We start from the raw sequence: 25625 nt of genomic DNA on the forward strand, positions 1-25625 counted from the left end.
CTCTCTTTTACTCTCCACGAAAAGCCCGTTTCACGCGGTCAAAGAAATTTCCGTGCTGTTCATCGGTCTCTTCATCGCCGCTGATTTCTGCAAATTCCCGCAGCAGCTCTTTCTGGCGGTCCGTTAATTTTTTCGGTGTCACTACCTGGACTTTGACATGCTGGTCGCCCTGCCCGCGGCCGTGTACATTACTAATACCTTTATTACGGAGGCGGAATTTCGTGCCGGACTGTGTACCTGCCGGTATTTTCAGTTTCACTTTCCCGCGCAGTGTCGGCACTTCAATTTCATCACCAAGCGTTACCTGAACAAATGTAAGCGGCATTTCACAGTAGACGTCGTCTCCGTCACGTTCAAAGAACTCATGCGGTTGTACGTTGAATACAACAAACAGGTCGCCTGGCGGTCCGCCGTTTGCACCAGGCTCGCCCTGTCCGCTCACGCGGATCTGCTGGCCGTGGTCGACGCCCTCCGGAATGTGAATATTAATCTTTTTGTTCCGGCGGATGCGTCCGTTTCCATTACACGTAGGACATTTTTCCTCCACTTCGACGCCGGAGCCGCTGCAACGGTCACATACGCGCCGGTTCACGACACGTCCAAACGGCGTATTCTGTTCTACGTTCATCTGGCCTTGGCCACCGCACTGGCGACATGTTCTTTTTTCAGTTCCCGGCTTCGCGCCGTCGCCGCCACACGTTTCACAGTTTTCTTCTTTTGGAATTTCAATTTCTGTGTCCTTGCCGAAAGCTGCTTCTTTAAAGGTGAGCGTCATTGTATACTGCAGATCCGCGCCCTGTCTCGGAGCATTTGGATCTCTGGAAGCACCGCCGCCGAAAAACATATCGAAAATATCGCCGAAGCCGCCGCCAAAACCGCCAGCTCCACCACCGCCGCCAAAGCCCTGATTAGGATCTTCATGGCCGAAACGATCGTAATTTGAACGCTTCTGTGGATCGCTTAATGTATCGTAGGCGTCTTTGATTTCAATAAATTTTTCTTCGGCGTCGTCTTCTTTGTTGACGTCCGGGTGATACTGGCGCGCCAGTTTTCTATATGCTTTTTTTATTTCCTGCTCATCTGCGTCTTTGCTGACGCCAAGCACGTCATAATAATCGCGTTTACTCATCGTTCATCTTCACTCCTCGCTCTTGTCCATACGTGTTATCTTATCATTCTACAAGAAGACGCTTCAATCTGAAAAACATATTCTTTACAGAAAGAAGGGGCTATCCCCTTGAATAGAAGCAGTCAAGTGACCACTATTCGGGACAGCCCCATTCATCAGCGCTACAGATCGTTAGCTGTTTTTGTTGTTGTCATTGTCATCATTAACGTCTTCGTACTCAGCGTCTACAGTGTCTTCACTGCTTTCGCCGCCGGCTTCGCCCTGCTCCTGCTGAGCCTGTTGCGCTGCCTGCTCGTACATTTTGGTTGTGAGCTGCTGAACGATTTCCTGAAGCTCGTCTTTCGCTGTGCGAATAGCTTCAATATCTTCGCCTTCAAGCGCCGTTTTTACTTTTTCTTTTGCGTCTTCTGCCTGTTGTTTTTCTTCCTCTGTTACGTTTTCACCGAGATCGCTCAATGTTTTTTCGGTAGTGAAGACGAGCTGGTCCGCTTCGTTGCGTACTTCTACCTCTTCTTTACGCTTTTTGTCTTCTTCCGCGTTTTCTTCAGCATCTTTTACCATTTGTTCAATTTCTTCTTCAGAGAGGCCGGAAGAAGAAGTGATGGTAATGGACTGCTCTTTGTTTGTGCCAAGATCTTTCGCACGCACATTCACAATACCGTTGGCGTCAATATCAAAAGTAACTTCGATTTGAGGCACACCGCGCGGAGCCGGTGGAATATCCGTCAACTGGAACCGGCCAAGTGTTTTATTGTCCGCAGCCATTTCACGCTCACCCTGAAGCACATGAATATCCACGGAAGGCTGGTTATCTGCCGCTGTAGAGAACGTTTGGGACTTACTTGTCGGGATCGTAGTGTTCCGATCGATTAGTTTCGTCGTCACTCCGCCCATTGTTTCGATACCAAGCGAAAGCGGTGTAACGTCGAGAAGCACAACGTCTTTTACGTCACCAGTGAGGACGCCTGCCTGCACGGCAGCACCTACGGCTACCACTTCATCCGGGTTAACCCCTTTGTGTGGTTCTTTACCGGTTAAGTTTTTAATTCCTTCCTGTACAGCTGGAATACGGGTGGAACCACCAACAAGGATGACTTTATCCACTTCGGAAGCACTGAGACCGGCGTCTTTCATTGCCTGTCTTGTAGGTCCCATTGTGCGTTCAACCAGCTTCGAGGAAAGCTCATCAAACTTGGCGCGTGTCAGTGTAAGCTCGAGGTGCTTTGGCCCGCTTTGATCTGCTGTAATAAACGGCAGGGAAATTTGGGTCTGCGTAACGCCGGAAAGATCTTTCTTCGCTTTTTCAGCTGCATCTTTTAAACGTTGGACAGCCATTTTATCCTGGGAAAGGTCAATGCCGTTTTCTTTACGGAATTCATCCACCAAATGATCGATAATTACCTGGTCAAAGTCATCGCCGCCAAGCTTATTGTCGCCGGACGTGGAACGCACTTCGAAAAAGCCTTCGCCAAGCTCAAGAATGGAAACGTCAAATGTACCGCCGCCAAGGTCAAACACGAGAATCGTCTGATCCTCTTCTTTTTCCAGCCCGTATGCAAGCGCTGCTGCTGTCGGCTCGTTGACAATCCGGTCTACTTCAAGACCTGCGACGCGGCCGGCGTCTTTTGTAGCCTGACGCTGGGAGTCGTTAAAGTAAGCCGGCACTGTAATAACCGCGTTTGTAACAGTTTCGCCAAGATAGCTTTCAGCATCAGACTTCAATTTTTGAAGAATAATCGCAGAAACTTCCTGCGGATTGTATTCTTTGTCTTCGATTTCCACCTTATAATCTGTGCCCATGTGACGCTTGATGGAACTGATCGTGTTAGGGTTTGTGATGGACTGGCGCTTTGCCACTTCCCCAACCTGACGTTCTCCGTCTTTGAACGCTACAACTGAAGGAGTTGTGCGGTTGCCTTCCGGATTCGGAATAACCTGTGCTTCGCCGCCTTCCATAACGGCTACGCAGGAGTTTGTTGTACCTAAGTCAATGCCAATTGTTCTACTCATTTTTCTTCCTCCTATACAGTACTCTATATATGAATTATTAGTTGTTCACTTTTACCATTGAAGGGCGCAGTACACGATCTTTCAGTCTGTATCCCTTCTGCATTTCTTCCACAATCTGATTAGACTCAAACCCTTCTTCGTCAGCCTGCATGACAGCCTGGTGAATGGTTGGGTCAAAGTATTCGCCCTGTGCCGGGATTTCTTCTACTCCCTGCTGTTCAAGCGCGGTCCGGAATTGATTGTAAACCATAGCCATGCCGTCAATAAATGACTGGGTACTTTCATTATCCGGCTGGGTCTGCATCGCTCTTTCGAAGTTATCCATTACCGGCAGAAGCTCCTCTGCAAGAGGCTGAACCCGGTATTTGGCGTCCTCTTCTTTTTCCGCTTTTGCTCTGCGGCGCACGTTTTCTAGATCGGCCTGCGCGCGAAGAGCACGGTTTTTCCATTCCTCTACTTCTTTTTCGAGTTCCGCTTCACGCGACCCTGTTTCTTCTTCCAGTTCATCTTCCTCAACATCTTCAGGTTCGATGATTTCAACATCTTCTTCTGTTACTTCTTCATTCGGTGTTTCTTGTTCATTTTTTTCTTGTTCCTGCTGTTTGTTCTTTTCGCTCACCTGCGCCACCTCCATAAATGCTGTTGCTATCGTTCAGAGCTACATTTTATCCGGCTCTTTATTAAGTTCATCAACCAATAACAAATACTATCATTAAGAGTCTCTCCGGTACAAGTCATCCAACACATTTGACAGTCCGTAGGAAAGATGGTTGATAAGGGTTATGACTTTTTGGTATTCCATCCTTGTCGGCCCTACAATGCCAATGGTTCCGACCGGCTTCCCGGCAAGAGAATAGGTGGCAGAAATAATACTGCAGTGTTCAAACGCTTCATTCGTATTTTCCTGGCCGATCCTAATTGTCATTCCATTCATGGTTGGCTTTAAGAGCTCATGGATCAAATGCTCTTCCTCCATTAATTCAAGCAGCGCCCGCACACGGTCCACGTCTTTAAATTCCGGCTGGTTAAGCAGGTTGGTCTTTCCTCCGTAAAAGATTTTTTCATGCCTTGACTTGCGAAGAGCTTCTTCTGTAAATGAAAGAGCTGCTTCATAGTTAAGCACATACTTTTTCAGAAGGTCCCTTACTTCAGAGAACAACGCCCGCTGCAGCTGATAAAGCGGAATGCCCCGCAGGCGTTCGTTTAAAATATTCGTAATTTGTTCGAGCTCTCCTGCTTCGAGAGAGGGGGGAAGAGCTACCGTGTGGTTTTCCACATAGCCTGTATCCGTTACGATGACAGCAACAGCAGCTGCTTTTCCGATCGGAACAATCTGAATCTGCCTGAGCCTGGATTCAAACATCTCCGGGCCAAGCACAATAGAGGCATAGCTCGTCAGCTCAGACAATATCCCCGCTGTTTCCTTCACTGCTTCTTCAGCTTCGAGTATTTTACCAGCAAAAAGTGATTGAATATTATTCATTTCAGGCTCACTGAACCGGTACGGAAGCAGCAGGCGGTCCACATAGAGCCGGTAAGCTTTTTGGGAAGGAATGCGTCCGGACGAGCTGTGGGTTTTTTCTAAAAAACCGAGCTCCTCCAAATCCGCCATATCGTTACGGATAGTGGCCGGACTGAACGTAATGCTGTTTTTTTTGGAGATGCTTCTTGAACCCACAGGCTCAGCCGATTGAATATAATCTTCAATGATCGATTGCAAAATGAGTAATTGTCGATCGGTAAGCATTACACATTCTCCTCTGTTAGCACTCGTTTTACCCGAGTGCTAAATCTATTTTATAAGCTATCAAAGGATTTTTGCTTTGTCAATTATTTTCGGGCTCCTCGTCCAACAAAAATAACGTAAACACTTCATTGCCGAGCAGTTTTCCTTCTTCCGTTAAAAACAGATAGCCGCCTGCTTCTGCCAGCCATCCTTTCTGCTTTGCTTCCTGAATGCTTTCCGGATATATATTTTCGACTGTGCGGCCGTATTTCTGATAAAAACGTTCCGTAGACACACCCTCGTATAGACGAAGCCCGAGAAACATTTCTTCTTCGATCTGCTCTTTTCTCGTCACTGGATGCGTTGACTGGATTGGATTGCCTTTTTCCTGTACTGCCTGGATATAGTGGTTCAGCGGTTTAACGTTAGCATAGCGCACGCCATTAATATATCCATGAGCCCCGGCCCCAGCCCCAATGTACTCTTCATTCTGCCAGTATATCCGGTTGTGGCGGCTGCTGTGCCCCGCACGCGCAAAATTGCTGATTTCATAAGCCTGCAGCCCATAATTCTCAAGGCGATCCACGAGCAGTTCATACATGTCCGCTTCCTCTTCTTCCGGAAGCGGTGCGATCTTCCCTTCCCTCCACCAGTTATAAAACCGGGTCTGCTTTTCAATTTTCAGAGAGTAAGCCGATACGTGCGGGGGGGCAAGCGCCATCGCTTCATCAAGCGTTTCTTCCCAGTCCTTCATTGTCTGTCCCGGCAGCCCGAACATTAAATCAATAGAAATGTTATCAAATCCGGACTTTCTGGCGGCCTGGACCGTTTCTTTCGCTTCTTCCGCTGAATGCCCCCGGCCAATCTTGTTTAGCTGGGTGTCATGGAACGTCTGGACACCAATGCTCAACCGGTCGACTTTACCTGCCTTTAGCAGTGACAGCTTCTCTTCCCCAACATCTCCTGGATTCACTTCCACCGTGTACTCTTTCAACTGGGACACCGGAACGTGCCGGCTCACAATCTGCATCAGCTTCTCCACCTGTTCGACTGAAAGTGCAGTCGGTGTACCCCCGCCGATATAGACCGTCTGCAGCTGATCCATCTTATAAGAAGCAAGCTCCTGGTCCAGCGCTTCTAAATATTCATCCACCGGCTGATTGTTAATGAGAAATTTATTAAAATCACAGTAATAACAAATGTATTCGCAAAAAGGGATGTGGACGTACAATCCTTTGGCCACGTTTTTCTCTCCTTATTTATAGAAAAAGCAAAGGCCGCCCGGAAGGCAGCCGCTTTGCTTAGTCTTTATCCATCTTTAATACAGACATAAATGCTTCCTGCGGAACATCTACTTTTCCAACGCTTTTCATGCGTTTTTTACCTTCCTTCTGCTTTTCAAGCAGTTTGCGCTTCCGCGTAATGTCGCCGCCATAACATTTCGACAAAACGTTTTTCCTCATGGCTTTGATCGTTGAACGGGCAATGACGCTTTTTCCAATCGTCGCCTGCACCGGCACTTCAAACTGTTGGCGCGGAATTAAATCCTTTAATTTTTCAACGATAGCTTTTCCGCGTTCGTAGGCTGCCTCCCGGTGAACAATAACAGACAGTGCATCGACATTTTCGCCGTTTAACAATATATCCATTTTCACGAGATTGCTCTCTTTAAAGCCGATAAATTCATAATCAAACGAAGCATATCCTTTCGTCTGCGATTTCAGCTGATCGAAAAAATCATAAACAATTTCGGTTAACGGAAGATCGTAAACGATATTTACACGCGTATCATCCATATACTGCATATCTTTAAATTCTCCGCGTTTGGCCTGGCAAAGCTCCATGACGGCGCCCACGTAATCATTTGGTACCATGACAGTCGCTTTCACAAACGGTTCTTCCACCCATTCCACCTGCTGGGCTTCGGGCATATTGGAAGGATTGTCAATTTCCTTCATTTCCCCGTCCACCATCTGCACGTGATAAATGACGCTCGGGGCGGTAGTAATCAGTTCGATATTATATTCGCGCTCGATGCGCTCCTGAATAATTTCCATGTGCAGCAGGCCAAGAAACCCGCAGCGGAAACCGAATCCTAGCGCCTGGGACGTTTCTGCTTCAAACTGCAGCGAGCTGTCGTTAAGCTCGAGCCGTTCGAGCGCGTCCCGGAGGGCGTTATATTTGCTTGCATCTGTCGGGAACAGGCCGCAGAAAACCATCGGATTCATGCGTTTGTATCCCGGAAGAGGTTCTGCAGCCGGGTTGTGGGCGTTTGTAATTGTATCGCCCACCCTCGAATCACCGACGTTTTTGATGCCGGCAATCAAAAATCCAACGTCTCCCACTGTCAGTTCATCGCAGGATACAGGTTTAGGATTAAAAACCCCGACATCCGAAACTTCGAATTCTTTTCCCGTCTGCATCATCCGGATTTTTTCCCCAGGCTTGACCGTTCCTTCTTTAATCCGGATATAGGCAATAACCCCGCGATACGTATCATAGACGGAGTCAAAAATCATACCCTGCAGCGGAGCCGAGGGGTCTCCCTGCGGAGGCGGGACTTTTTCCACGATCTGCTTTAAAATTTCTTCTGTTCCGAGTCCATCCTTTGCCGAGGCAAGCACTGCCTCCGAAGCGTCCAGGCCGATAACGTCTTCCACTTCCTGTTTCACCCGGTCAGGTTCGGCGCTCGGCAGGTCCACTTTATTGATAACAGGCAGAATTTCCAGATCGTTATCGAGGGCCAGGTACACGTTGGCAAGCGTCTGGGCTTCAATGCCCTGGGCGGCGTCTACTATTAAAAGAGCCCCTTCACAGGCTGCCAGGCTCCGCGACACTTCATAGGAAAAGTCGACGTGTCCCGGCGTATCGATAAGGTGAAAAATGTATTCCACTCCATCTGTATGTGTATATTTCAGCTGTACAGAATTAAGTTTAATCGTAATACCGCGTTCTCTTTCTAAATCCATCGCATCCAGCATCTGGGCCTTCATTTCACGCTGGGTCAACGCGCTGGTCGATTCTAAAATCCGGTCAGCAAGCGTCGATTTCCCGTGATCAATATGGGCGATGATCGAAAAGTTACGAATGCGCTTCTGGCGCTCAAGTTTTTCATGCTCTTTCATTGATTCGATCACTCCTGTTATTACTACTTTGCCGTGCGTTCCGTTCGCAGAGACTAACGTCTATTATAGCAATGCCCCGCCTTTCCTTCAACGTTCGCGTTCACTTCGCTTTAATTCTGAAAATTTCCTCCATTTAACTCTTTGCTGCTGAATCTTGCGCTTAGTCGTGATTTTTGATAGAATCCTTTTGTGCTGATAAAAGAAATGACCGGTAACTAAAGGAGGTGACCACCATGGCAAATATTAAATCCGCAAAAAAGCGCGTGATTATTAACGAAAATCAACGTGTGAAGCAGCAGGCTTTCCGTTCTTCCATGCGTTCGGCTATTAAAGAATTCGACAAAAACATCGATGCAAACAACATTGATGCTGCGAAGAATTCTTACGCGCTCGCGATGAAGAAAGTAGACAAAGCAGCGAGCAAAAACATGATTCACAAAAACGCGGCCAACCGCGCTAAATCCAGAATGCACAAGCGCCTAAGCGCAGTAGCACAATAAGGATAAAACGACTCGGGCCCGAGTCGTTTTTTTATTGTCCAATTTTCTGCCCTGAAACAAGCTTCATAAAACAGAGTTCCAGTGCGAGCTGCTTATCCATTTTTCCTGCTTTCATCTGGTAATCTGTGGCACTCAGCAGCTTCATGGCCTCCTGAAGGTACGCGTGGGAAAATGCTGCCGCCGGCTTTTCAGCCAGCTGCACCGCGTACGGATGGATTTTAATCGACCCAGCCATGCGTTTTCGCGAATAGCCCTGCTGCTTCAGGTTTTTTACGTGATAAATGATACGGATCTGCCTGGCAAGCAGCGCCAGAATTTTAATCGGCTCTTCTCCCTGCTTGAGCAGGTCGTAATATATACGCAGCATTGTTTTTGCCTGGCCCTTGACTACAGCATCCACCAGTTCAAACACATTGTCCTCAAGCGATCGCGGAACCAATTTATCTACTGTCTCCATCGTTACTTCCCCGCTGCCGGTATAGAGCTGCAGCTTTTTCGCCTCTTCGGCAAGCATCAAAAGGTCTTTGCCGGCAAGAGCAATGAAACGGTCCATAACTTCCCGGCTCATCACAAGCTGGTGGGCCTGGTTAAACTGCTGCATCCATTTTTTCATTGTCTCTTCGCCGGCGGCTGCTGCTTCGAGCACCACCGCCTGTTTTTTTATTTCTTTAACTACTTTCTTTCTGGCGTCAAGCTTTTCATAGGGCGCGGACAGTATTAACACGGTAGTCGGGTTTGGCTGCCTGGCATAGGTCTCAAGCGCTTCGATTTTATGCTCTACCTTCTCTTTTTCTCTTGCCCCCGTTAAAAAATAACAGTTTTTCAGCACAATCACTCTCCGCTCCCCGAAAAAAGGGAGGGTTTCCGCCTCTTCTACAGCAATTTCGATTGGCGTTTCACGCATATCAAACGTGGACAGGTTAAATTCTTTCTCTCCTTCTGCCAGCGCTTTACCGATAATTTTCTGCTGAATATCCTGAATCATATAGCTTTCTTCGCCCTGCAAAAGGTAAAACGGCTGCACTTCCTCCTGCTGTACCTTTTTTTCCATCGTTATATAATCCATCTGCTCACACTTTCCGAACGTATTCTTTTTCTATTTTATCGTATTTTCTTTTTCTTTCCTATGAGAAACTCTGAGTTACTTGCACGCCGGAAGCATTTCTTTACGCACCGTATGTATGCCTGGCTCTTCCCTGGGGAAAACAGTAAACTGGACGGCTCCTTGAAGATCAGTACGCCATATATTTATCCCTGCCCTTTCAAGTATCTCGAGCGGCTCAGGATGCGGGTGTCCAAAACGGTTGCAGTAGCCAGCCGATATGACCGCGTGCTCCGGCTCCAACGCTTCCACAAAATCCCGGGACGTGGAGGTGCTGCTGCCATGATGGCCAGTTTTTAAAATATCAGCCCGGAGGCCGGGATAATTCTGTATCATCCGTTTTTCCTGTTCGGCGGAAACGTCTCCTGTCAACAGCCACCTTTTTTCGCCAAGCTCAAAATACAACACCACAGAACGGTCGTTTTTGTCTTTCCATTCCCCGCGGGGATGCAACACATAGAAGGACGTGCCTCCGATCTGGTACGTTTCCCCGCCTTCAACCAGCCTGATGTCAGTATGCTCGTCAAATTCTGCTAAAAGCTCCAGCTCTTCAGGTTCGTAGTGAGTGCTTCTGCCATACCATAGTTCCCCCGTCGGCACATGCTCCATCAAATATTTCAGGCCGTTCACATGGTCAGCATCCCCGTGCGTTGCTACTACTGTATCCAAATGCCGGATACCCCGGTATTTTAGATATTCAGCGACCACTGCTTCACCAGGGTCAAATGGCTTTTCCTGCTGCTCCCACTCCACCTCATTAAAACTAACCCGGCCGCCTCCATCAACCACAACCACTCCGCGCCGGTAGGGAAGCTCTATAACTGTGCTGTCTCCCTGTCCGACATCAAGATAAGTCACTGTCCCCCGGCTGTCTGTATAAGGAGCCACCCACTGCCAGCCAACAGCGGCAAGCATGGCTGCTGCTGACAGATATAGTGCTTGTCTTCGCATCCCCCTATTCCAAGCAGCTACAAACACTGTGCAGCCTGCTGCATATACGATAGTAAAAACAGCTCCCGGTTTTCCTAGAAGTACTGTAGACCAAGACATGCCGGACAAATAAATAAAAAGGGCGTGCATCCATTCGATACCTGAGAACATTATGGAAAATACTTCAGGAGGAGAGGCAAGGAAAAACGAGAGAAGATAATTTAAAAATAAAAATGGGAGAACAAGAAGTAGAAGAACCGGGGTGAATAGAAAATTAATCATTACATTCCAGAGGGAGAATTGGTAAAAGTTCCATAATACAATCGGGAGAGAAACAAGCATTGAAGAACCAGCGACCCATGCCATATTCGTCCACTTGCCCACGGCCGCCATCTTTTTCCGGCATAAAAGTAGATGCCCGCTCAATAAAAAGGAAAGTTGAAACCCAATATGAAAAAGATAGCCTGGGTTAAAGAAAAGCATAGCTCCCATGACAGCCAGAAGAATCACCGCCGGATCCAAACGCTGACCGGGCGGCCCCCATTTCTGCCAGGCAATGAAAATCCCCGCAGCAATCGATGCACGAAGCACTGATGGAGCCCCTCCGGTCAAAACAGCGTACACAGGCAGAAGGCAAAGTACAATAGTATAGGAATGTTCCTTTGTCATGCCAATTCGTTTCAAAAGAAAAAATGCAGCCCCGCTTACGATAGCGACGTGCATGCCGGACACTACAAGCACATGAATGAGACCGAGCGAGCGATAAGCTTCTTCAACCTCTCCGGTCATTGAAGCACGTTCTCCAAACAGCAGTGAAGCTGCCAATCCGCCAGCCTGTTCCGGAAAAAAATTATCCATCCGCTGTACCTGCTGGGCCCTCAGCCGCTGCAGCGTGTCCACCACTCCCGTGGATTGGTTAAAACATTTTATCTCCTGGCCGTTTTCCACCGTAAACAGCCAGTGTATCTTGTTCCAATACAGGTAGGTCTTATAGCTGAAGGCCCCTGGATTGCCAGCTGTCCCCGGTTTACGCAGCTCCCCGGCCCACTGGCAACGGTCTCCGGGAAGCAGTCGTTTGCTTTGCTGCATTTCTTCTTCCGTCTCAAACCACCACGTAACCGGTATATGTTCCTCTTGATCCGTGCGCAGATCAAACCGGGCCCTCCCGCCGTCATACGTCAGCGGCGATGACACGGTACCCGTGATTTTTGTTTCTGTGCCGTCTAAAGCCGAATCATTATGCGCAGTCCAGTACAGGGAGCTGCCAGCAAAAATCAACATCAACGCTGCTCCGGCAGCAAGCATCCAAAAGCGCCTGACAATTATCCATCCGGCGCCGAAGCACAGCCAAATGGCCCCCCACGCCCATAAGTCTCCGCGGAGTACCATCGCGGCCGGGGCTGTCATAGATATAAGTATCCAAAGAACGGGGATTGCATCCACCTCCCCATAATTGTTAAATAGTACGTCGGGAAAAGAAAAAGAAAGGGCCTGCCCGTGGAGGCAGGCTTTAGCGTTCGAGGTTTATTTCTGGCTTTCGTGGAGAGCTTTTTCTAAATCGCGGAGAATGTCGTCGATATGCTCTATTCCGACCGAGAGCCGGATAAGGTCTGAAGATACACCTGCTGCGCGCTGGTCTTCTTCAGAAAGCTGCTGGTGCGTTGTACTCGCCGGATGAATAACTAAAGACTTGGCGTCTCCGACATTCGCTACGTGCGAGTGCAAATTGCACGCTTCAATGAATTTTTTTCCTTCAGCGAGGCCGCCTTTTATACCAAAGGTTAGAATGGCCCCCTTTCCTTTAGGCAAGTATTTTTCCGCTGTAGCGTACGTATCATGCGAAGAAAGCCCTGGGTAGTTCACCCAGTCCACCAGCTCATGCTGCTCTAAAAACGCCGCTGCATTTTCGGCATTTTCGCAATGACGTTCCATTCGCAGGTGAAGCGTTTCAAGCCCCTGGAGAAGCAAAAAAGAGTTCATTGGTGAAATAGCGGGCCCTAAATCACGCAGCAGCTGTACCCGCGCTTTTAAAATATAAGCCATCTCCCCGGCTGCTTCAGTAAATACGACGCCGTGATAGCTCGGATCCGGTTCTGTCAGACCGGGAAATTTACCGTTCTCCCAGTTGAACTTTCCACTGTCGACAATCACTCCGCCAATAGTCGTGCCATGGCCTCCGATAAATTTTGTAGCAGAATGCACCACGATGTCTGCTCCGTAATCAATGGGCCGGCATAAAACTGGCGTAACTGTGGTAGCATCCACGACTAACGGCAGGCCGTTATCGTGCGCCACTGCTGCCACCTCTTCAATATCGAGCACATTGCCATTAGGATTTCCTATAATTTCGCTGAATATTAATTTTGTATTTTCATTTATCTTTTCTTCGTATGCTTTTGGATCCGTCCCCTCCACTAAATGCACATGAATGCCCATCTTCGGGAGCGTATGCATAAACATGTTGTACGTACCGCCGTACAAGCCGCTTGAAGCAACAATTTCATCTCCCGCGCTGCAGATATTTAAAACGGCAATATGAATGGCAGAACTGCCGCTTGCAGTTGCAAGCGCTCCAATACCGCCGTCCAGAGCAGCCATTCGCTTTTCAAACACGTCAGAGGTCGGGTTCATGATACGGGTATAAATATTCCCGAACTCCTGAAGGCCGAATAAGTTTGCAGCATGATCGGTATCATTGAATTCATAGGAAGTGGTTTGATAAATAGGTACTGCTCTTGCATTGGTAGCCGGATCGGGAGTCTGGCCGGCATGTACGGAAAGCGTCTCGAGTTTCCAGTCTTTATGTTCTTCCACGGTAAAGCTCCTTTCTTTCAAATTATTAATATACCTTTCTTAACTTTATCAGACTATTTCGAAAAGTAAATATTAGAGAGAAATGTAATCTTGGAGCTGCTCCACCGTTTTTTCCCCTATTCCGCTGACGTTGGATAAATCCTCAATCGTTTCAAAGGAGCCATTTTCCTCACGATAGCTTAAAATAGCTGCGGCTTTTGCCGGGCCTATTCCTGGTATGGTCTCTAAATCCGTCTGCTCCGCTTCGTTCACATTCACCATTGCCGTATCTGCACTGCTTTCTTCAGGCGGCGCATTAAGAGGCTCCTCTCCTTCACCGGGAATGTGAATAACCATCTCGTCCTCTATTTTTTCTGCCAGGTTCACCTGAAGCATATCCGCATTGTCTGTCGCCCCACCAGCCTTTTGAACCGCTTCCTTGACTCTTTCGTCTGCCTGAAGCACATAAACACCAGGAGCCTTCACTTCTCCTTTTACATCCACCTGAACCTTTTTTTCCGGCTCTTCCTCTTTTTCAACAGAAGCGCCCGCGGACATTTCCTCCTGGTTTATTTCTTCAGAATGACTCTCCCACGGCACAGGCTCCTGCGTTGCTGACTGTTCGCGGGGCAGACCACTCCAGAATAGTAGAAACATAATTCCAAAACACACGGCACCGCCGGCGCTGACTGCAATTAATTTCCAACGGGTCATCAAGGACAGCATCAACTCCAAATTCTATTTTGTTTGCTCAATGGGTAAGAAAAAATCAGGGAAGGGGTGAAGGGAGCAGGCGCTCCCAGTATAAGAGGGGGCAATTTCTATATATTACATTATTTTACACCATTTGTCTGTTTTTTAGCTACAAAAAATATGCGCTCGCTTTGTTCGTTTGGAAAATCAGCTGTGAAATCTGCCGTAATGCGAATATTTGAAAAACCGGCTTCTTCCAGCCACTCCTTGTATTCATTAATAGCAAACGTCCGCTGCACGTGGTCTTCATCGTAGCGGTTATAGGTGCCGTCTATATTTTTTGAAAAAATCGTCAGTTCATGCTCAACTTCCCAGTTTTGCTCTGATGGATACACATCCCAAATAAAAGAAATTTCCTCATCATTGTCTGCAAAAGAAACTTCAGCCAGTATGTCTTCTATGTAGTGAATGGAATGAACATCAAACATAAAAACTCCTTCCGCTTCAAGATGGCTGTACACCCCAGCAAAGGTATTTTTAACATCTTCCGGCGCCGTTAAATAGTTCAGGGAATCACAAAAACAATAAATGAACTGATACGTATCAGGTGCCTCCAGAACCCTCATGTCCTGATGAAACAATACAGGCTTTTCATCTGATAAACCCCATTTCTGTGCAGCTACTGCAAGCATGTCGGCAGAAAGATCCATACCATCCACCCGGAAGCCTTCCCCATACAGATGTTTCATAATCTCTCCGGTTCCGCATCCAAGCTCGAGCATTTTGACGCTTTTGCCTGGTGTTTCCTGTATTACAGCATCCTTCCAGGCTTGATACGGGGCGTCAGCCATCAGCCGGTCATATACTTCGGCAAAGCCATTGTACATTGAATCATCCATCCCGAGTTCCCCCTTTCGGTTAAATTAGAAAAAGGCCTGAAAAATCAGGCCTTTCAGGCATGCATTATTACTGGGAGAGCACCGTTTCAAGCTCTACATATGCGGCATCTCCCCATAGTTTTTCGAGGTTGTAGTAATTTCGTTCATCTTCATGAAAAATGTGGACGACCACGTCTCCGAGATCGATCAACACCCACTTGGCTTCGTTGTAGCCTTCAAGCCTCTGTACATCAAGGCCCTGCTTATGCGCAGCTTTTTTTAACTCTGTCGCAATCGCCTGTACCTGCTTTTCGGATGTGCCGTGTCCAATCACAAAATAGTCTGCGACCGGCGAGATGCCTCTCATATCCATTGCCACGATATCATGTGCATTTTTGCTGTCAGCAGTTTGTACCGCTAATTCAAGCAGTTCCTTTTCGTTCATCTACAGACCTCCATTATTTACGTTCCATCACCAGATCGTTATAGGCAGCAAGCGTCTCTGGAAATACAGGAACATTTTTTGAAATTAAAAACTGAATCGTATTGCCAAGAGCCATCACGATAGCAGCATCTATATCTTTTTCTGCTGTCTCCCGGACCTCTTCCACTCCGGGAAATGTCCGGTTTGGTTCTATATAATCTGCTAAAAAAAGCACCTTTTCATAGGCAGTCATATTAGGCTTTCCAGTGGTGTGCCAATAAATAGAAGAAACAATATCACCATCGGCAACACCTGCTTCTGTTTGAATGAAATAAGCACCGGCAGGAGCGTGAAGCAGTTCATCTCCGTAAGCAATAAACCTCGCGGCTTCTTCTTTCCCCCGGAGCAGTTCGCGCATTTCTTCGACCGGCCGGTATTTAGCATAGTCATGCAAAATAGCTGCTATCTCAACTTTATTATAATCGATATTAAAGCGTTTTGCCAAATATAGCGCGGTCTCACGCACACCGAGTGTATGCTTGTACCTATTCTCTGTCAATTGTTCTTTGACGATTTGAAGAGCTTTACTTTTGTCCATACAGCTTTTTCCTCTCAATCTCTTTTAATACATTATCCGGCACAATATAACGAACGGTTTCTCCGTCCCAGAGCCGGCGGCGTATCATCGAAGAAGAAACGTGCATTGTAGGAGCCTCCACCTGCTTCAGCCATGAAGGCTTGTGGGCGTTGTAACCCGGACGGTTCACAAATATAAATTCGACCAGGCCGCGCAGTTCTTCAATATCTTTCCATTTATCCATCTGATCTGCCATGTCACCGCCGATTAAAAAGAAAAAATCTGTTTCCGGTGCCTGCTGCCTAAAGTACCGCACGGTATCAATTGTATACGAAGCGCCGCCACGCTCAAGCTCCACGGAAGAAGTCCGAAAACCCGGGTTATCTTTAATCGCTGCTTCCACAAGCGCCAGACGTTCTTCCCCGGAAATCATATTTTCTCTCTGTTTATGCGGGGGCGTATGCACTGGTATAAACCAGACTTCATCCAAATCCAGTGCGTTCTTTGCCTCTTCTGCCATAATTAGATGAGCTAAATGCGGTGGGTCAAATGTGCCTCCAAACAGGCCTATACGTTCACTCATAGCAGGTCTCCTTGTTTACTTTGGAAGTTCAATCCCAGGATTGTCTTTCGATCTCCGGTACAACACGATCGTGCTCCCGATCACCTGTACTACTTCTGAACCTGTGCCTTCGGCAAGCTCAGCCGCCACTTCATGTTTATCTTCCATACAGTTCTGCAGCAGATTCACTTTTAAAATTTCTCTTTTTTCAATAGCTTCATCTACATGAGTAATAATCTGCTCGTTCATGCCTTCTTTTCCAATTTGGAAAAGCGGCTTTAATGAGTGCGCTTCTCTGCGCAGGGCACGTTTTTGTTTATTATTCAGCATTATGTTCTCCTTTTAGATGGTTTTCGACGAGGGAGTGCATCGCTTTACGGTCCGGTTCCTGACCCGTCCAATATTTAAATGCAAGTGCTCCCTGGTTAACAAACATTCCACTTCCGTTCAAGGTGTCAAGGCCAGCCTTCCGGGCTTCCTTCAGCCATCTGGTTTCCCACGGGTTGTAAATAAGATCACTGCATAGCGCAGAAGTTTTGACATTTTTTAAAGGCCACGGAGACCGGTCCGTCTCAGGACTCATCCCAATTGAAGTCGTATTAATCAATATATCGTATTCAGAATTCCTGCTTTCTGCTTCTTCTTTCGGCACCACTTCGATGGACGCTATATCCTCAAGGTGGCTTTTCAGCTGTTCTGCCTTTTCCTGCGTCCGGTTCACGAGAATAATGTTGTTAGGACGCCGGAGACTTAGCGCATAGCACACCGCGCGTGCCGCCCCGCCTGCTCCGATCACCAGGATATTTGCATTTTTTATTTGTTCCAATGAACGTACGGCCAGTAAAGATTCCAGGTACCCCTCCCCGTCTGTATTATATCCGACAAGCTCTTCGTTTTCCCTTACGACCGTGTTCACTGCACCAATCCGTTCGGCCGACGAATCGACCCTGTCAATATAGGCCATCACGCTGACTTTGTAAGGAATAGTAATGTTAAAGCCTGCAGTCCCGAGCTGTCGGAGCGCCTGTACGCTTTCCTGCAGTTCTTCTGTCGGTGTATCAAACAAATGATAGTATCCATCCAGTCCAAGCCGTCTAAATTGCTCATTGTGCATTTGCGGAGAGAGCGAATGGCCAAGCGGATGGCCGATTAAGCCAAGCAGCGTCTTCGGCATTTAAATCACCGCCTCCCGCTTTGATACCCCTGTACCGACCGGCACGTAAATATCCACCGAAGCGTGAGGCTTCGTCACTGTAATCCATCCGAGTCCCTGTACGACAATATCTGTTTTTTCTTCTTTAATTTCTATACGGTGTTTCGTTAATTCCGGTGCCTCCTCCACCCGGTACGGCGGCTTCAATACATCTCCGACTCTGTCCGGATGAAGACGGTCAGCGTTCTCCTGTTTCGTGCGGTGGACCGGAAGGCGGTTGGACATAAACACAACAAATGAATTAGAGTCTCCTTCAACAAAGTCCATGCGCACGTAACCGCCGATAAATATCGTCTGTCCGCTTTCAAGCTGGTAGACCTTTGGCTTTAATTCTTTCTCCGGGATAAATTCCTTCCGTTCCTGAAGACTTCTTTTACGCCCAAACTGCTTATCATTAATAAGCCCCGGCGTATCATACAGGCTTGTCTGGTCATCTAAAGGAATTTCAATCATATCAAGCGTTGTGCCGGGAAAATGAGAGGTAGTAATGTCTTGTTCTTCGTTTTCACCAAATTCGGCAATCAAGGCGTTAATAAAGGTGGACTTACCAACGTTCGTACATCCTGTGACATACACATCTCTGCCTTTCCTTAATTCTTCAAGGCGTGAGGCAGCTTCCCTGATTCCCTGTTTATTTTTAGCGCTCAGCAAAACGACATCCTTCGGCTTTAACCCCTGTTCCTTTGCCTGGCGGCGAATCCAGTGAAGGAGCCTGTTTTCATTTACGGAATGCGGCAGCAGATCTGTTTTGTTGACCATGAGCAGCACTGGATTGTTTCCGATATACCTTTGAAATCCCGGGATCCAGCTGCCCTCAAAATCAAACACATCAACAATTTTCACAATAAGTGCTTGCTTGTTACCAAGCTCGTGCAATTTATTACGGAAATCCTGATCTTCCATATCCACGTCCTGGACTTCATTATAATGCTTCAAACGAAAACAACGCTGGCAGATCACTGTCGCTCTGTCTACTAGCGCTGATGTTGGGACGTACCCCGCTTTATTTTTATCCTCATTTTGAATAGGCGCCCCGCATCCGGCGCAATGCAGCTCTTCGGTCATTGTTGGTCCTCCCATTGAATTAATCCTCTATCTTTTAACCGTTTCATTACCCGGCGTTCTACTTTCCTGTTGATTTTTGTCAGGAAACCATCGCTTTGGGCCACTGGTACGACTAATACAGTATAAAATCCGGCCCGGTTTCCGCCGAACACATCTGTCAGCACCTGGTCACCGACTACAACGACTTCATGCTTTTTCAGCCCCATTCGCCTGGTCGCTTTACGAAACGCCCGTCCCATTGGCTTTTTAGCTGAGTGAATAAAATGGATACCATTAGGTTCTGAAAATGACCGGACGCGGTGCTCTGAATTGTTGGATACAATTGTCACCTGGAACCCCTGCTCCCGCAAAAAGAAAAACCAATCGTCAAGCTCCGTTGTTATATCCGGCCGGTCCCATTCTACAAGAGTATTGTCTAAGTCAGTAATAATGCCTTTAATGTTATTTTCACGCAGGTGTTCTAAGTCGAGATCCAGAACACTTGGCAGATATTCATTTGGCATAAATCGTTTAATCAACATCCCGTCCCCCTTCGCGCAGGTTTTCGTGTTCTCACTCCTGCCATTGTATTACAAATTCGTCCGCTGCTTCTATTTTAACAAAACCGTGTCCAAATATCGTATCGATTCGGCATGCTTTCCTCATAAGCCGTACAAACAGCTAGTATAACCGTCAGAGGCTTTTTTTTCAATTTCCTTTAGGCTTGTGACAAAATATCGAACAAAATTGTGAACACTTCCCCTTCTCTTCATATATATTTGTTAAAAACAAAGGTCTTTTCCGGAATTCGCTTCTAATGCAAGGCGTTTAGATATACGCTATAATGTGAAAAGAATTCAGTGGCGACCGAAACCAACAAGGAGGTTCATCATGTTTACTATTTTACACCTTGCCATCATCGCACCGTTTCTGGCCGCTGTGCTGGTGCCTTTACTGTATAAATTCATCCCGCGTATACATACAGGATGGTTCGTACTTATTGTTCCTATTGTGCTTTTCAGTTATTTCCTGACTTATCTCCCTGACGTATCCGGTACAGGGTCAGTCATAAAGACATTTGAATGGATCCCCTCGTTAGGCATTAATTACGTTGCCTACGTAGACGGACTCGGTCTTTTATTTGCTCTGCTTATTACAGGCATAGGAGCGCTCGTGGTTCTGTATTCCATTTATTATCTGAATAAGCATAAAGAGCAGTTAAATAACTTTTATACATATTTAATGCTATTTATGGGAGCCATGCTCGGCCTTACATTGTCAGATAATTTAATCGTTTTATATACGTTCTGGGAAATTACGAGCATTTCTTCCTTTTTGCTGATTTCGTATTGGTACACGAAGGAAAAGTCCCGTTATGGAGCGTTGAAATCACTGCTCATTACCTTTATAGGAGGATTTGCTTTATTGGTCGGCTTTGTGCTGATTGCCTCCGTAACCGGTACTTACAGCATTCGCGGGATTTTGGATGCTTCTGACCAGCTTGCGGCCAGCCCGTTGTTCTTACCCGCCATGCTTTTAATTCTGCTCGGGGCGTTTACAAAGTCCGCCCAGTTCCCATTTCACATTTGGCTGCCTGATGCCATGGAGGCTCCAACACCGGTAAGTGCCTATTTGCACTCCGCTACGATGGTTAAGGCGGGGATTTATTTAGTAGCCCGCCTCACACCGTTGTTTGCAGTCAGTGCTTACTGGTTCTGGCTTGTTACCGGCTTCGGTCTCCTGACTCTTATATGGGGATCGCTTTCTGCGATACGGCAGACTGATTTAAAGGGTATTCTCGCTTATTCCACTGTCAGCCAGCTGGGAATGATCTTATCGATGCTCGGCGCCGGAGCTGCAGCTCTTCACTATGACAGTGTTGATAACAATGCCTATACCGTTGCTGTGGCAGCTGCTATTTTTCATTTGATCAATCATGCCACGTACAAAGGAAGCCTATTTATGATGGCAGGTATCATCGACCACGAAACGGGTACACGGGACATCCGGCGGCTTGGCGGACTCATGACCTTGATGCCTATTTCTTTTACCATCGCAGTAATCGGCGGCTTTTCCATGGCTGGCCTGCCTCCGTTCAACGGCTTTTTGAGTAAAGAAATGTTTTTTATGTCGATGGTGGAAATCACACATTTTTCCCAGTATGGCATGGGCTCCATTGGCCTGTTGCTTCCGATTGTTGCATGGACTGCCAGTATCTTTACCTTTGTTTACTGTATGATACTCGTTTTCCGGACATTCACCGGGAAACTCCAGGAAGAGAAGCTTCCTGCCAAACCGCACGAAGCTCCATTCGGTATGCTTTTAGCTCCTTTGATTCTCGTGGCGCTCGTTGTAGTCTTCGGCTTTTTCCCGAATACGCTTGTACCGGCCATCATTGAACCAGCCATGGCTTCTATCATGCCGGAACTTGCCCAGACAGGTTCTTTTGGGGTGGACATCTATTTTTGGCACGGCTTTTCTCCTGAATTGTTTATGACCATCGGCGTGGTGCTGCTGGGGACGATTATTTTTCTCGTATTGCAGAAGTGGAGCAGCATATACGCTGTCTTCCCGGACAACCGCCTGTTTAATCAGACCTATAATCGTTTTTTGGAAGGAATTGAACGTACTTCATACACTGTTATATCCTGGCACATGACGGGGCTTGTGAGAGATTATTTCATTTACATTTTTTCTTTCACCGTAGTATTGCTTCTTTTCTCGCTTTTTGGTACAGGAGCTTTTGCCATCGACACTGCGAATATGGTGCCGGTAACTCCTTATGAGGCCGTTCTCTCGCTTGTGCTGGTAGGGTCTTCTCTCATTCTGATGTTCACTCGTTCACGATTAAAAGCAGTGATTTCCCTTGGTGTGCTTGGCTATACGGTAGCGTTATTTTTCGTGCTGTTCCGGGCGCCCGATCTGGCGCTGACCCAGTTGACGATTGAAACAGTCTCAGTAACACTGTTTTTGCTCTGTTTCTATCATTTCCCGCAGATTTTCGACGCTTTAAAAGAAACGAAGTTCCACGCTGCCAACCTGGTTATTTCTGTGGCAGTGGGACTCACCGTTACCCTGATCGGGCTTTCTGCGAGCGGCACCAGGCTGTTTCCTGCCATTTCGGATTACTTTTTGGAAAACAGCTATAAAGAAGCAGGCGGAAACAACGTCGTAAACGTGATTCTCGTAGATTTCCGCGGATTTGATACCCTGCTTGAAATTCTCGTGTTAGGCATCGCCTCTCTCGGGGTCTATTCCCTAATTAAATTAAGGCTGGCAGGAGGCGAAAATAAATGAAGTACAATGACGTGATTCTGCAGACAGTAACGAAATTCATTTCATTTCTGATTTTTCTATTTGCTATCTATATTTTCTTCAACGGCCACCAGGAGCCTGGAGGCGGCTTTGCCGGAGGATTGATGACAAGCGCTGCTTTAGTTCTTCTGCTCCTGGCCTTTGATATGGATACGATTCGCCGGGCCATGCCGATTGATTATAAAACCATGATAGCCATTGGTCTTGTTTTTGGGGTGGGCACCGGCGTAGGGTCATTTTTCTTTTCGACACCGTTCCTTTCGCAAACGTTCGGCTATTTCCATTTTCCTGTACTGGGTGAATTAGAGCTGACAACTACCCTCGCTTTCGACCTGGGCGTCTATTTGACCGTGGTAGGAGCAACTATGACTATTATTCAAACGATCGGAGAGGATAAATAGTGGAAATAATTATGTCTATCCTTGCCGGCTTCTTATTTACTGTCGGTTTGTATTTGATACTGACAAAAAACTTAATCCGCATCATCATCGGCAGCTCGGTTTTAAGCCACGGCGCCCACTTGCTGCTTTTAACCATGGCAGGGCTGAAAACAGGAGCACCTCCGTTGCTTGGCCTGAATGCTGACACTTACGTAGACCCACTGCCCCAGGCATTGATACTAACTGCGATCGTTATCAGCTTCGGAGTAACTTCGTTTATTCTTGTGCTGGGCTACCGCACGTACAAAGTAACCGGGGCAGCTGAGACTGACCAACTGAGAGGAACTGATACTGATGAGTAATTGGCTGATCCTTCCGGTGCTTATCCCACTCATCGCAGGAATCGTGGCGCTATTTTTTCCAAAGCGTGTCACTGCCCAGCGTATTTGGGCATTTATTACAAGTTTGATTTTAATCGGCGTTAATGTCTTCTTGCTTACGTACATATTAGCAAACGGCATTATGACTCTTGAACTTGGCGGCTGGGAAGCACCGTTTGGCATTGTGCTTGTAGGTGATTCCTTAGCTGTGCTTTTAACTACGACCACTTCGTTGGTAACACTGCCTATTATCTATTTTTCCTTTAGTACTATCGGAGTGGGCCGGGAAAAATATTACTACTATTCTTTTATACAATTCTTGATCGCCGGAGTATCCGGAGCTTTCCTTACGGGAGATATTTTTAATCTGTTCGTCTGTTTTGAAGTGCTTCTTTTAGCTTCTTACGCTTTAATCGGCCATGGCAGTACAAAAACGCAGCTGAAAGAATCTTTTAACTACGTTATCGTGAACGTTGTTTCTTCCGCTTTTTTCGTTATTGGCGTAGCTTATTTGTATGCTGTCACGGGGACCCTGAATATGGCACAGCTCAGCCAGCGGGTCAGCGAAGCCGGTGCTGAACCAATAATTACGGTTATCGCTATCCTGTTTCTAATCGTTTTTGGCCTAAAGGGGGCCCTGTTCCCCCTGTACTTCTGGCTGCCAGGCTCCTATTCTGTACCGCCGACAGCCATCGGGGCAATTTTTGCTGCTCTTTTAACTAAAGTTGGTATCTACAGCATTTTTAGAACCTACTCTATTATTTTTAATGAAGATACGGCTGTAACTCACACTATTCTTCTGGTTCTTTCCGCCGTCACAATGATCATTGGTGTTATCGGCGCCATTGCTTACAGGGATGTAAAACTGATCTTAGTGTACAACGTAATTGTGGCTGTTGGGTTTATCCTGTTTGGCGTTGCCTCGCTGAACAGCGATGCGTTTGTCGGAGCCATTTACTATCTGCTGCACGACATTGTCATCAAAGCCGCTCTGTTCTTAATCATCGGAGCACTGATCACAGCAGCCGGCACCAGCAAGCTCTCAGGTATGGGAGGAATTATTAAGCACCACCCGCTCCTTACATGGATGTTTTTCATTTCCGCTCTTGCCCTTGCCGGCGTCCCACCTCTTGGTGGATTTCCCGGAAAGCTAATGTTGGTTGTAGGCGGAGCCGAAGCCGGGCATTATATCGTCGTAGCAGTTATGATGATCGCAAGCCTGCTCGTGCTGTTTTCGGTAATACGTATTTTTCTCCAGGGCTTCCTCGGAGAACCGAAGCTCACCCACGCTGAACAACATGGCAGCATAAAAGCACAGATGCCTCCAATTGTATTTCTTGTAGCACTGTCTGTATTTATGGGGATCGGAGCAGAAGTTATGTATCCTTTTGTAGAAAGCGCAGCACAAACACTCATCAATCCTCAAGCTTATATTGAGGCCGTGTTAGGGGGGGAAGCATAATGGCTTTTCAGATTATGATTAATCTGGTTATGGCTCTGCTTTGGATGGTTATTAATAATGCCTGGTCCTTTGCATCCTTCATCAGCGGCTTTTTTCTCGGTCTTCTCGTGCTGTATTTTGTGAGAGGTTTTTTTCGGGAAAGGTTGTATTTTCACCGAATCTACGCTTCGCTAGTACTTGTTCTTATCTTTTTTAAAGAATTAGTTCTTTCAAGTTTCTCAGTAGCCCGGCAGATCCTCAGCCCCCGCTTAAATATCAGGCCCGGTATCTTCGAAATGGAAACGACGCTTGAGAGCGAATGGGAAGTGACTTTGCTCTCCCTTTTGATCACGCTGACGCCGGGGACCTTGGTGGTAGAAGTAGCACCGGATAACCGCTCTTTATTTATTCATGCTATGGATCTTCAGAGCGTAGAAGCCACAGAAGAGGAAATCCGTGATTCATTCGAAAAAGCAATTAGGGAGGTCAGCAGACAATGATATTAAATATAATTTATATCACGGCAGCCGTTCTTGTGACCCTGTCTATTTTAATCACGCTGTACCGAATATTCAAAGGACCTTCGATGCCGGATCGTGTCATTGCACTTGACGTGATTGGCATTCAATTAATCAGCTTAATTGCCTTGTTTTGTATCATCTTAAATACAAACGCATTTATCGAAGTTATGCTGCTGCTTGCGATCCTGGCCTTTATTGGTACTGTTGCTTTTGCTAAATATATCGAAAAGGGTGTTGTCATTGAGCATGATCGCGATCGTTGACTGGGTTGTAGCGCTGCTTGTTCTTGTTGGAGCGGCCTTCAGCGTGATAAGCGCTATTGGCCTGGCACGCCTGCCGGATATATTCACGCGCTCACACGCCGCTACCAAGGCAGCTACGCTGGGGGTCCTTTGTGTTGTACTTGGTGCTTTTATGTTTTTCATGGTACACACCCAGGAGTTCAGTCTCCGCTTTACTCTGACGTTGGTGTTTGTGTTTGTGACAGCTCCTGTAGGGGGTCACCTGATTGCAAGAGCTGCATACAATTCTGGTGTGCCACTCGCAGAAGGGAGTTCGCAGGACGCTCTTAAAAAATCCAGGTCAGAGAGCCGTTCCTACAGCGAAAAAAATACCAATAGTGACAAATAGTAAAAAAGCTGGGCCGTTCATCTGGTCCAGTTTTTTTGCTATTCAATCTTTTTATCATAAATACTGGAATTCTAATCAAACCCTTGTTATGATGGGGTTTAAGAAAAAAACCAGAATAATGTAAGTATTTTTAAAATATATTTGCTTTATTACTGGTTTTTCTTCTTAGAAACCTACAAAAATAAATGGAAGGGTTGACATACCAGGGTTTTCATGAGTTAATTTGGTATGAAAGACTCTAAATTTATGGAA

26 protein-coding genes are annotated in these 25625 nt (G+C 46.9%); 8 read left to right on the forward strand and 18 right to left on the reverse strand.

Translation table 11 applies throughout. The features are described 5' to 3' along the window. Positions 1 to 7: 7 nt before the first annotated feature. From dnaJ to lepA, 6 genes are all read right to left on the reverse strand, one after another. Positions 8 to 1129 (reverse strand): molecular chaperone DnaJ, encoded by a 1122-nt coding sequence (dnaJ, locus tag B5066_RS15835; RefSeq protein ID WP_079476858.1) that lies wholly within the window; start codon positions 1127 to 1129, stop codon positions 8 to 10. A gap of 171 nt (positions 1130 to 1300) precedes the next feature. Continuing rightward, the gene (dnaK, locus tag B5066_RS15840) at positions 1301 to 3139 is read right to left on the reverse strand and encodes a molecular chaperone DnaK (RefSeq protein WP_079476859.1); all 1839 of its coding nucleotides are present in this window, start codon (positions 3137 to 3139) and stop codon (positions 1301 to 1303) included. A 37-nt stretch (positions 3140 to 3176) separates the two neighbouring features. Further along, positions 3177 to 3773, reverse strand: coding sequence for a nucleotide exchange factor GrpE (gene grpE, locus B5066_RS15845; protein WP_079476860.1), 597 nt, complete (start codon positions 3771 to 3773; stop codon positions 3177 to 3179). Between the two features lie 78 nt (positions 3774 to 3851). Continuing rightward, positions 3852 to 4886: a heat-inducible transcriptional repressor HrcA gene (gene hrcA / locus B5066_RS15850; RefSeq protein ID WP_079476861.1), complete on the reverse strand. Its 1035-nt coding sequence runs from the start codon at positions 4884 to 4886 to the stop codon at positions 3852 to 3854. 79 nt (positions 4887 to 4965) lie between these two features. Beyond that, entirely contained in the window at positions 4966 to 6108 is a 1143-nt protein-coding gene (hemW, locus tag B5066_RS15855; RefSeq protein ID WP_079476862.1) for a radical SAM family heme chaperone HemW, read from the reverse strand. A gap of 58 nt (positions 6109 to 6166) precedes the next feature. After that, on the reverse strand, positions 6167 to 7990 hold the full coding sequence (gene lepA, locus B5066_RS15860; RefSeq protein WP_079476863.1) for a translation elongation factor 4: 1824 nt from the start codon (positions 7988 to 7990) through the stop codon (positions 6167 to 6169). Positions 7991 to 8223: 233 nt separating this feature from the next. Here lepA and rpsT point away from each other — a divergent pair, with 233 nt between their 5' ends. Continuing rightward, complete coding sequence (gene rpsT / locus B5066_RS15865) at positions 8224 to 8490, forward strand: 30S ribosomal protein S20 (RefSeq protein ID WP_022794935.1); 267 nt, start codon at positions 8224 to 8226, stop codon at positions 8488 to 8490. Positions 8491 to 8521: 31 nt separating this feature from the next. On the opposite strand, the gene holA is transcribed toward rpsT, so the two are convergent. From holA to B5066_RS15925, 12 genes are all read right to left on the reverse strand, one after another. Beyond that, on the reverse strand, positions 8522 to 9541 hold the full coding sequence (holA, locus tag B5066_RS15870) for a DNA polymerase III subunit delta (protein ID WP_179124136.1): 1020 nt from the start codon (positions 9539 to 9541) through the stop codon (positions 8522 to 8524). A gap of 90 nt (positions 9542 to 9631) precedes the next feature. Then, positions 9632 to 11929, reverse strand: a complete 2298-nt coding sequence (locus B5066_RS15875; RefSeq protein WP_079476865.1) for a DNA internalization-related competence protein ComEC/Rec2 — start codon at positions 11927 to 11929, stop codon at positions 9632 to 9634. A gap of 117 nt (positions 11930 to 12046) precedes the next feature. Continuing rightward, the gene (locus B5066_RS15880; RefSeq protein ID WP_079476866.1) at positions 12047 to 13336 is read right to left on the reverse strand and encodes a homocysteine synthase; all 1290 of its coding nucleotides are present in this window, start codon (positions 13334 to 13336) and stop codon (positions 12047 to 12049) included. A 72-nt stretch (positions 13337 to 13408) separates the two neighbouring features. Next, positions 13409 to 14029, reverse strand: coding sequence for a helix-hairpin-helix domain-containing protein (locus B5066_RS15885; RefSeq protein ID WP_244897393.1), 621 nt, complete (start codon positions 14027 to 14029; stop codon positions 13409 to 13411). Positions 14030 to 14148: 119 nt separating this feature from the next. Then, a complete protein-coding gene (locus B5066_RS15890) occupies positions 14149 to 14907 on the reverse strand; it encodes a class I SAM-dependent DNA methyltransferase (protein WP_244897378.1) in 759 nt (252 codons plus the stop codon). A 67-nt stretch (positions 14908 to 14974) separates the two neighbouring features. Beyond that, positions 14975 to 15331, reverse strand: coding sequence for a ribosome silencing factor (rsfS, locus tag B5066_RS15895; RefSeq protein ID WP_079476868.1), 357 nt, complete (start codon positions 15329 to 15331; stop codon positions 14975 to 14977). Positions 15332 to 15344: 13 nt separating this feature from the next. After that, a complete protein-coding gene (gene yqeK, locus B5066_RS15900) occupies positions 15345 to 15908 on the reverse strand; it encodes a bis(5'-nucleosyl)-tetraphosphatase (symmetrical) YqeK (RefSeq protein ID WP_079476869.1) in 564 nt (187 codons plus the stop codon). Further along, the gene (locus B5066_RS15905) at positions 15895 to 16470 is read right to left on the reverse strand and encodes a nicotinate-nucleotide adenylyltransferase (protein ID WP_079476870.1); all 576 of its coding nucleotides are present in this window, start codon (positions 16468 to 16470) and stop codon (positions 15895 to 15897) included. The genes yqeK and B5066_RS15905 overlap by 14 nt, the downstream gene beginning before the upstream one ends. Before the next feature lie 15 nt (positions 16471 to 16485). Continuing rightward, positions 16486 to 16779 carry a ribosome assembly RNA-binding protein YhbY gene (gene yhbY, locus B5066_RS15910; protein ID WP_079476871.1) on the reverse strand — a complete coding sequence of 98 codons (294 nt, stop codon included), beginning with the start codon at positions 16777 to 16779 and terminating at the stop codon, positions 16486 to 16488. Next, positions 16769 to 17623: a shikimate dehydrogenase gene (gene aroE / locus B5066_RS15915; RefSeq protein ID WP_079476872.1), complete on the reverse strand. Its 855-nt coding sequence runs from the start codon at positions 17621 to 17623 to the stop codon at positions 16769 to 16771. Before aroE ends, yhbY begins: the two co-directional genes overlap by 11 nt. Continuing rightward, the gene (gene yqeH, locus B5066_RS15920) at positions 17624 to 18727 is read right to left on the reverse strand and encodes a ribosome biogenesis GTPase YqeH (RefSeq protein ID WP_079476873.1); all 1104 of its coding nucleotides are present in this window, start codon (positions 18725 to 18727) and stop codon (positions 17624 to 17626) included. Beyond that, positions 18724 to 19248, reverse strand: a complete 525-nt coding sequence (locus tag B5066_RS15925; RefSeq protein ID WP_079476874.1) for a YqeG family HAD IIIA-type phosphatase — start codon at positions 19246 to 19248, stop codon at positions 18724 to 18726. Before B5066_RS15925 ends, yqeH begins: the two co-directional genes overlap by 4 nt. Before the next feature lie 349 nt (positions 19249 to 19597). Here B5066_RS15925 and B5066_RS15930 point away from each other — a divergent pair, with 349 nt between their 5' ends. From B5066_RS15930 to mnhG, 7 genes are read left to right on the forward strand one after another with little or no spacing between them, the layout of a single operon-like run. Continuing rightward, positions 19598 to 22003 (forward strand): Na+/H+ antiporter subunit A, encoded by a 2406-nt coding sequence (locus tag B5066_RS15930; protein ID WP_079476875.1) that lies wholly within the window; start codon positions 19598 to 19600, stop codon positions 22001 to 22003. Beyond that, on the forward strand, positions 22000 to 22422 hold the full coding sequence (locus tag B5066_RS15935; RefSeq protein ID WP_079476876.1) for a Na(+)/H(+) antiporter subunit B: 423 nt from the start codon (positions 22000 to 22002) through the stop codon (positions 22420 to 22422). Before B5066_RS15930 ends, B5066_RS15935 begins: the two co-directional genes overlap by 4 nt. After that, positions 22422 to 22763, forward strand: a complete 342-nt coding sequence (locus B5066_RS15940) for a Na(+)/H(+) antiporter subunit C (RefSeq protein WP_079476877.1) — start codon at positions 22422 to 22424, stop codon at positions 22761 to 22763. The genes B5066_RS15935 and B5066_RS15940 overlap by 1 nt, the downstream gene beginning before the upstream one ends. After that, the gene (locus tag B5066_RS15945) at positions 22756 to 24243 is read left to right on the forward strand and encodes a Na+/H+ antiporter subunit D (protein WP_079476878.1); all 1488 of its coding nucleotides are present in this window, start codon (positions 22756 to 22758) and stop codon (positions 24241 to 24243) included. Before B5066_RS15940 ends, B5066_RS15945 begins: the two co-directional genes overlap by 8 nt. Then, positions 24243 to 24722, forward strand: coding sequence for a Na+/H+ antiporter subunit E (locus B5066_RS15950; protein ID WP_079476879.1), 480 nt, complete (start codon positions 24243 to 24245; stop codon positions 24720 to 24722). The genes B5066_RS15945 and B5066_RS15950 overlap by 1 nt, the downstream gene beginning before the upstream one ends. Next, positions 24719 to 25006 carry a Na(+)/H(+) antiporter subunit F1 gene (locus B5066_RS15955; RefSeq protein ID WP_179124138.1) on the forward strand — a complete coding sequence of 96 codons (288 nt, stop codon included), beginning with the start codon at positions 24719 to 24721 and terminating at the stop codon, positions 25004 to 25006. Before B5066_RS15950 ends, B5066_RS15955 begins: the two co-directional genes overlap by 4 nt. After that, positions 24990 to 25373 (forward strand): monovalent cation/H(+) antiporter subunit G, encoded by a 384-nt coding sequence (gene mnhG / locus B5066_RS15960; RefSeq protein ID WP_179124156.1) that lies wholly within the window; start codon positions 24990 to 24992, stop codon positions 25371 to 25373. Before B5066_RS15955 ends, mnhG begins: the two co-directional genes overlap by 17 nt. Positions 25374 to 25625: the final 252 nt, after the last annotated feature.

The sequence above is a fragment of the Marinococcus halophilus genome, from assembly GCF_900166605.1.
Lineage (GTDB): Bacteria > Bacillota > Bacilli > Bacillales > Marinococcaceae > Marinococcus > Marinococcus halophilus.

Excerpts from the sequence above, each read along its gene's own strand:
- dnaJ (WP_079476858.1), bottom strand. The coding sequence starts at position 1,129 with ATGAGTAAACGCGATTATTATGACGTGCTTGGCGTCAGCAAAGACGCA.
- dnaK (WP_079476859.1), bottom strand. The coding sequence starts at position 3,139 with ATGAGTAGAACAATTGGCATTGACTTAGGTACAACAAACTCCTGCGTA.
- grpE (WP_079476860.1), bottom strand. The coding sequence starts at position 3,773 with ATGGAGGTGGCGCAGGTGAGCGAAAAGAACAAACAGCAGGAACAAGAA.
- hrcA (WP_079476861.1), bottom strand. The coding sequence starts at position 4,886 with ATGCTTACCGATCGACAATTACTCATTTTGCAATCGATCATTGAAGAT.
- lepA (WP_079476863.1), bottom strand. The coding sequence starts at position 7,990 with ATGAAAGAGCATGAAAAACTTGAGCGCCAGAAGCGCATTCGTAACTTT.
- rpsT (WP_022794935.1), top strand. The coding sequence starts at position 8,224 with ATGGCAAATATTAAATCCGCAAAAAAGCGCGTGATTATTAACGAAAAT.
- holA (WP_179124136.1), bottom strand. The coding sequence starts at position 9,541 with ATGGAAAAAAAGGTACAGCAGGAGGAAGTGCAGCCGTTTTACCTTTTG.
- B5066_RS15875 (WP_079476865.1), bottom strand. The coding sequence starts at position 11,929 with ATGACAGCCCCGGCCGCGATGGTACTCCGCGGAGACTTATGGGCGTGG.
- B5066_RS15885 (WP_244897393.1), bottom strand. The coding sequence starts at position 14,029 with ATGACCCGTTGGAAATTAATTGCAGTCAGCGCCGGCGGTGCCGTGTGT.
- B5066_RS15890 (WP_244897378.1), bottom strand. The coding sequence starts at position 14,907 with ATGGATGATTCAATGTACAATGGCTTTGCCGAAGTATATGACCGGCTG.
- rsfS (WP_079476868.1), bottom strand. The coding sequence starts at position 15,331 with ATGAACGAAAAGGAACTGCTTGAATTAGCGGTACAAACTGCTGACAGC.
- yqeK (WP_079476869.1), bottom strand. The coding sequence starts at position 15,908 with ATGGACAAAAGTAAAGCTCTTCAAATCGTCAAAGAACAATTGACAGAG.
- B5066_RS15905 (WP_079476870.1), bottom strand. The coding sequence starts at position 16,470 with ATGAGTGAACGTATAGGCCTGTTTGGAGGCACATTTGACCCACCGCAT.
- yhbY (WP_079476871.1), bottom strand. The coding sequence starts at position 16,779 with ATGCTGAATAATAAACAAAAACGTGCCCTGCGCAGAGAAGCGCACTCA.
- aroE (WP_079476872.1), bottom strand. The coding sequence starts at position 17,623 with ATGCCGAAGACGCTGCTTGGCTTAATCGGCCATCCGCTTGGCCATTCG.
- yqeH (WP_079476873.1), bottom strand. The coding sequence starts at position 18,727 with ATGACCGAAGAGCTGCATTGCGCCGGATGCGGGGCGCCTATTCAAAAT.
- B5066_RS15925 (WP_079476874.1), bottom strand. The coding sequence starts at position 19,248 with ATGTTGATTAAACGATTTATGCCAAATGAATATCTGCCAAGTGTTCTG.
- B5066_RS15930 (WP_079476875.1), top strand. The coding sequence starts at position 19,598 with ATGTTTACTATTTTACACCTTGCCATCATCGCACCGTTTCTGGCCGCT.
- B5066_RS15935 (WP_079476876.1), top strand. The coding sequence starts at position 22,000 with ATGAAGTACAATGACGTGATTCTGCAGACAGTAACGAAATTCATTTCA.
- B5066_RS15945 (WP_079476878.1), top strand. The coding sequence starts at position 22,756 with ATGAGTAATTGGCTGATCCTTCCGGTGCTTATCCCACTCATCGCAGGA.
- B5066_RS15950 (WP_079476879.1), top strand. The coding sequence starts at position 24,243 with ATGGCTTTTCAGATTATGATTAATCTGGTTATGGCTCTGCTTTGGATG.
- B5066_RS15955 (WP_179124138.1), top strand. The coding sequence starts at position 24,719 with ATGATATTAAATATAATTTATATCACGGCAGCCGTTCTTGTGACCCTG.
- mnhG (WP_179124156.1), top strand. The coding sequence starts at position 24,990 with ATGATCGCGATCGTTGACTGGGTTGTAGCGCTGCTTGTTCTTGTTGGA.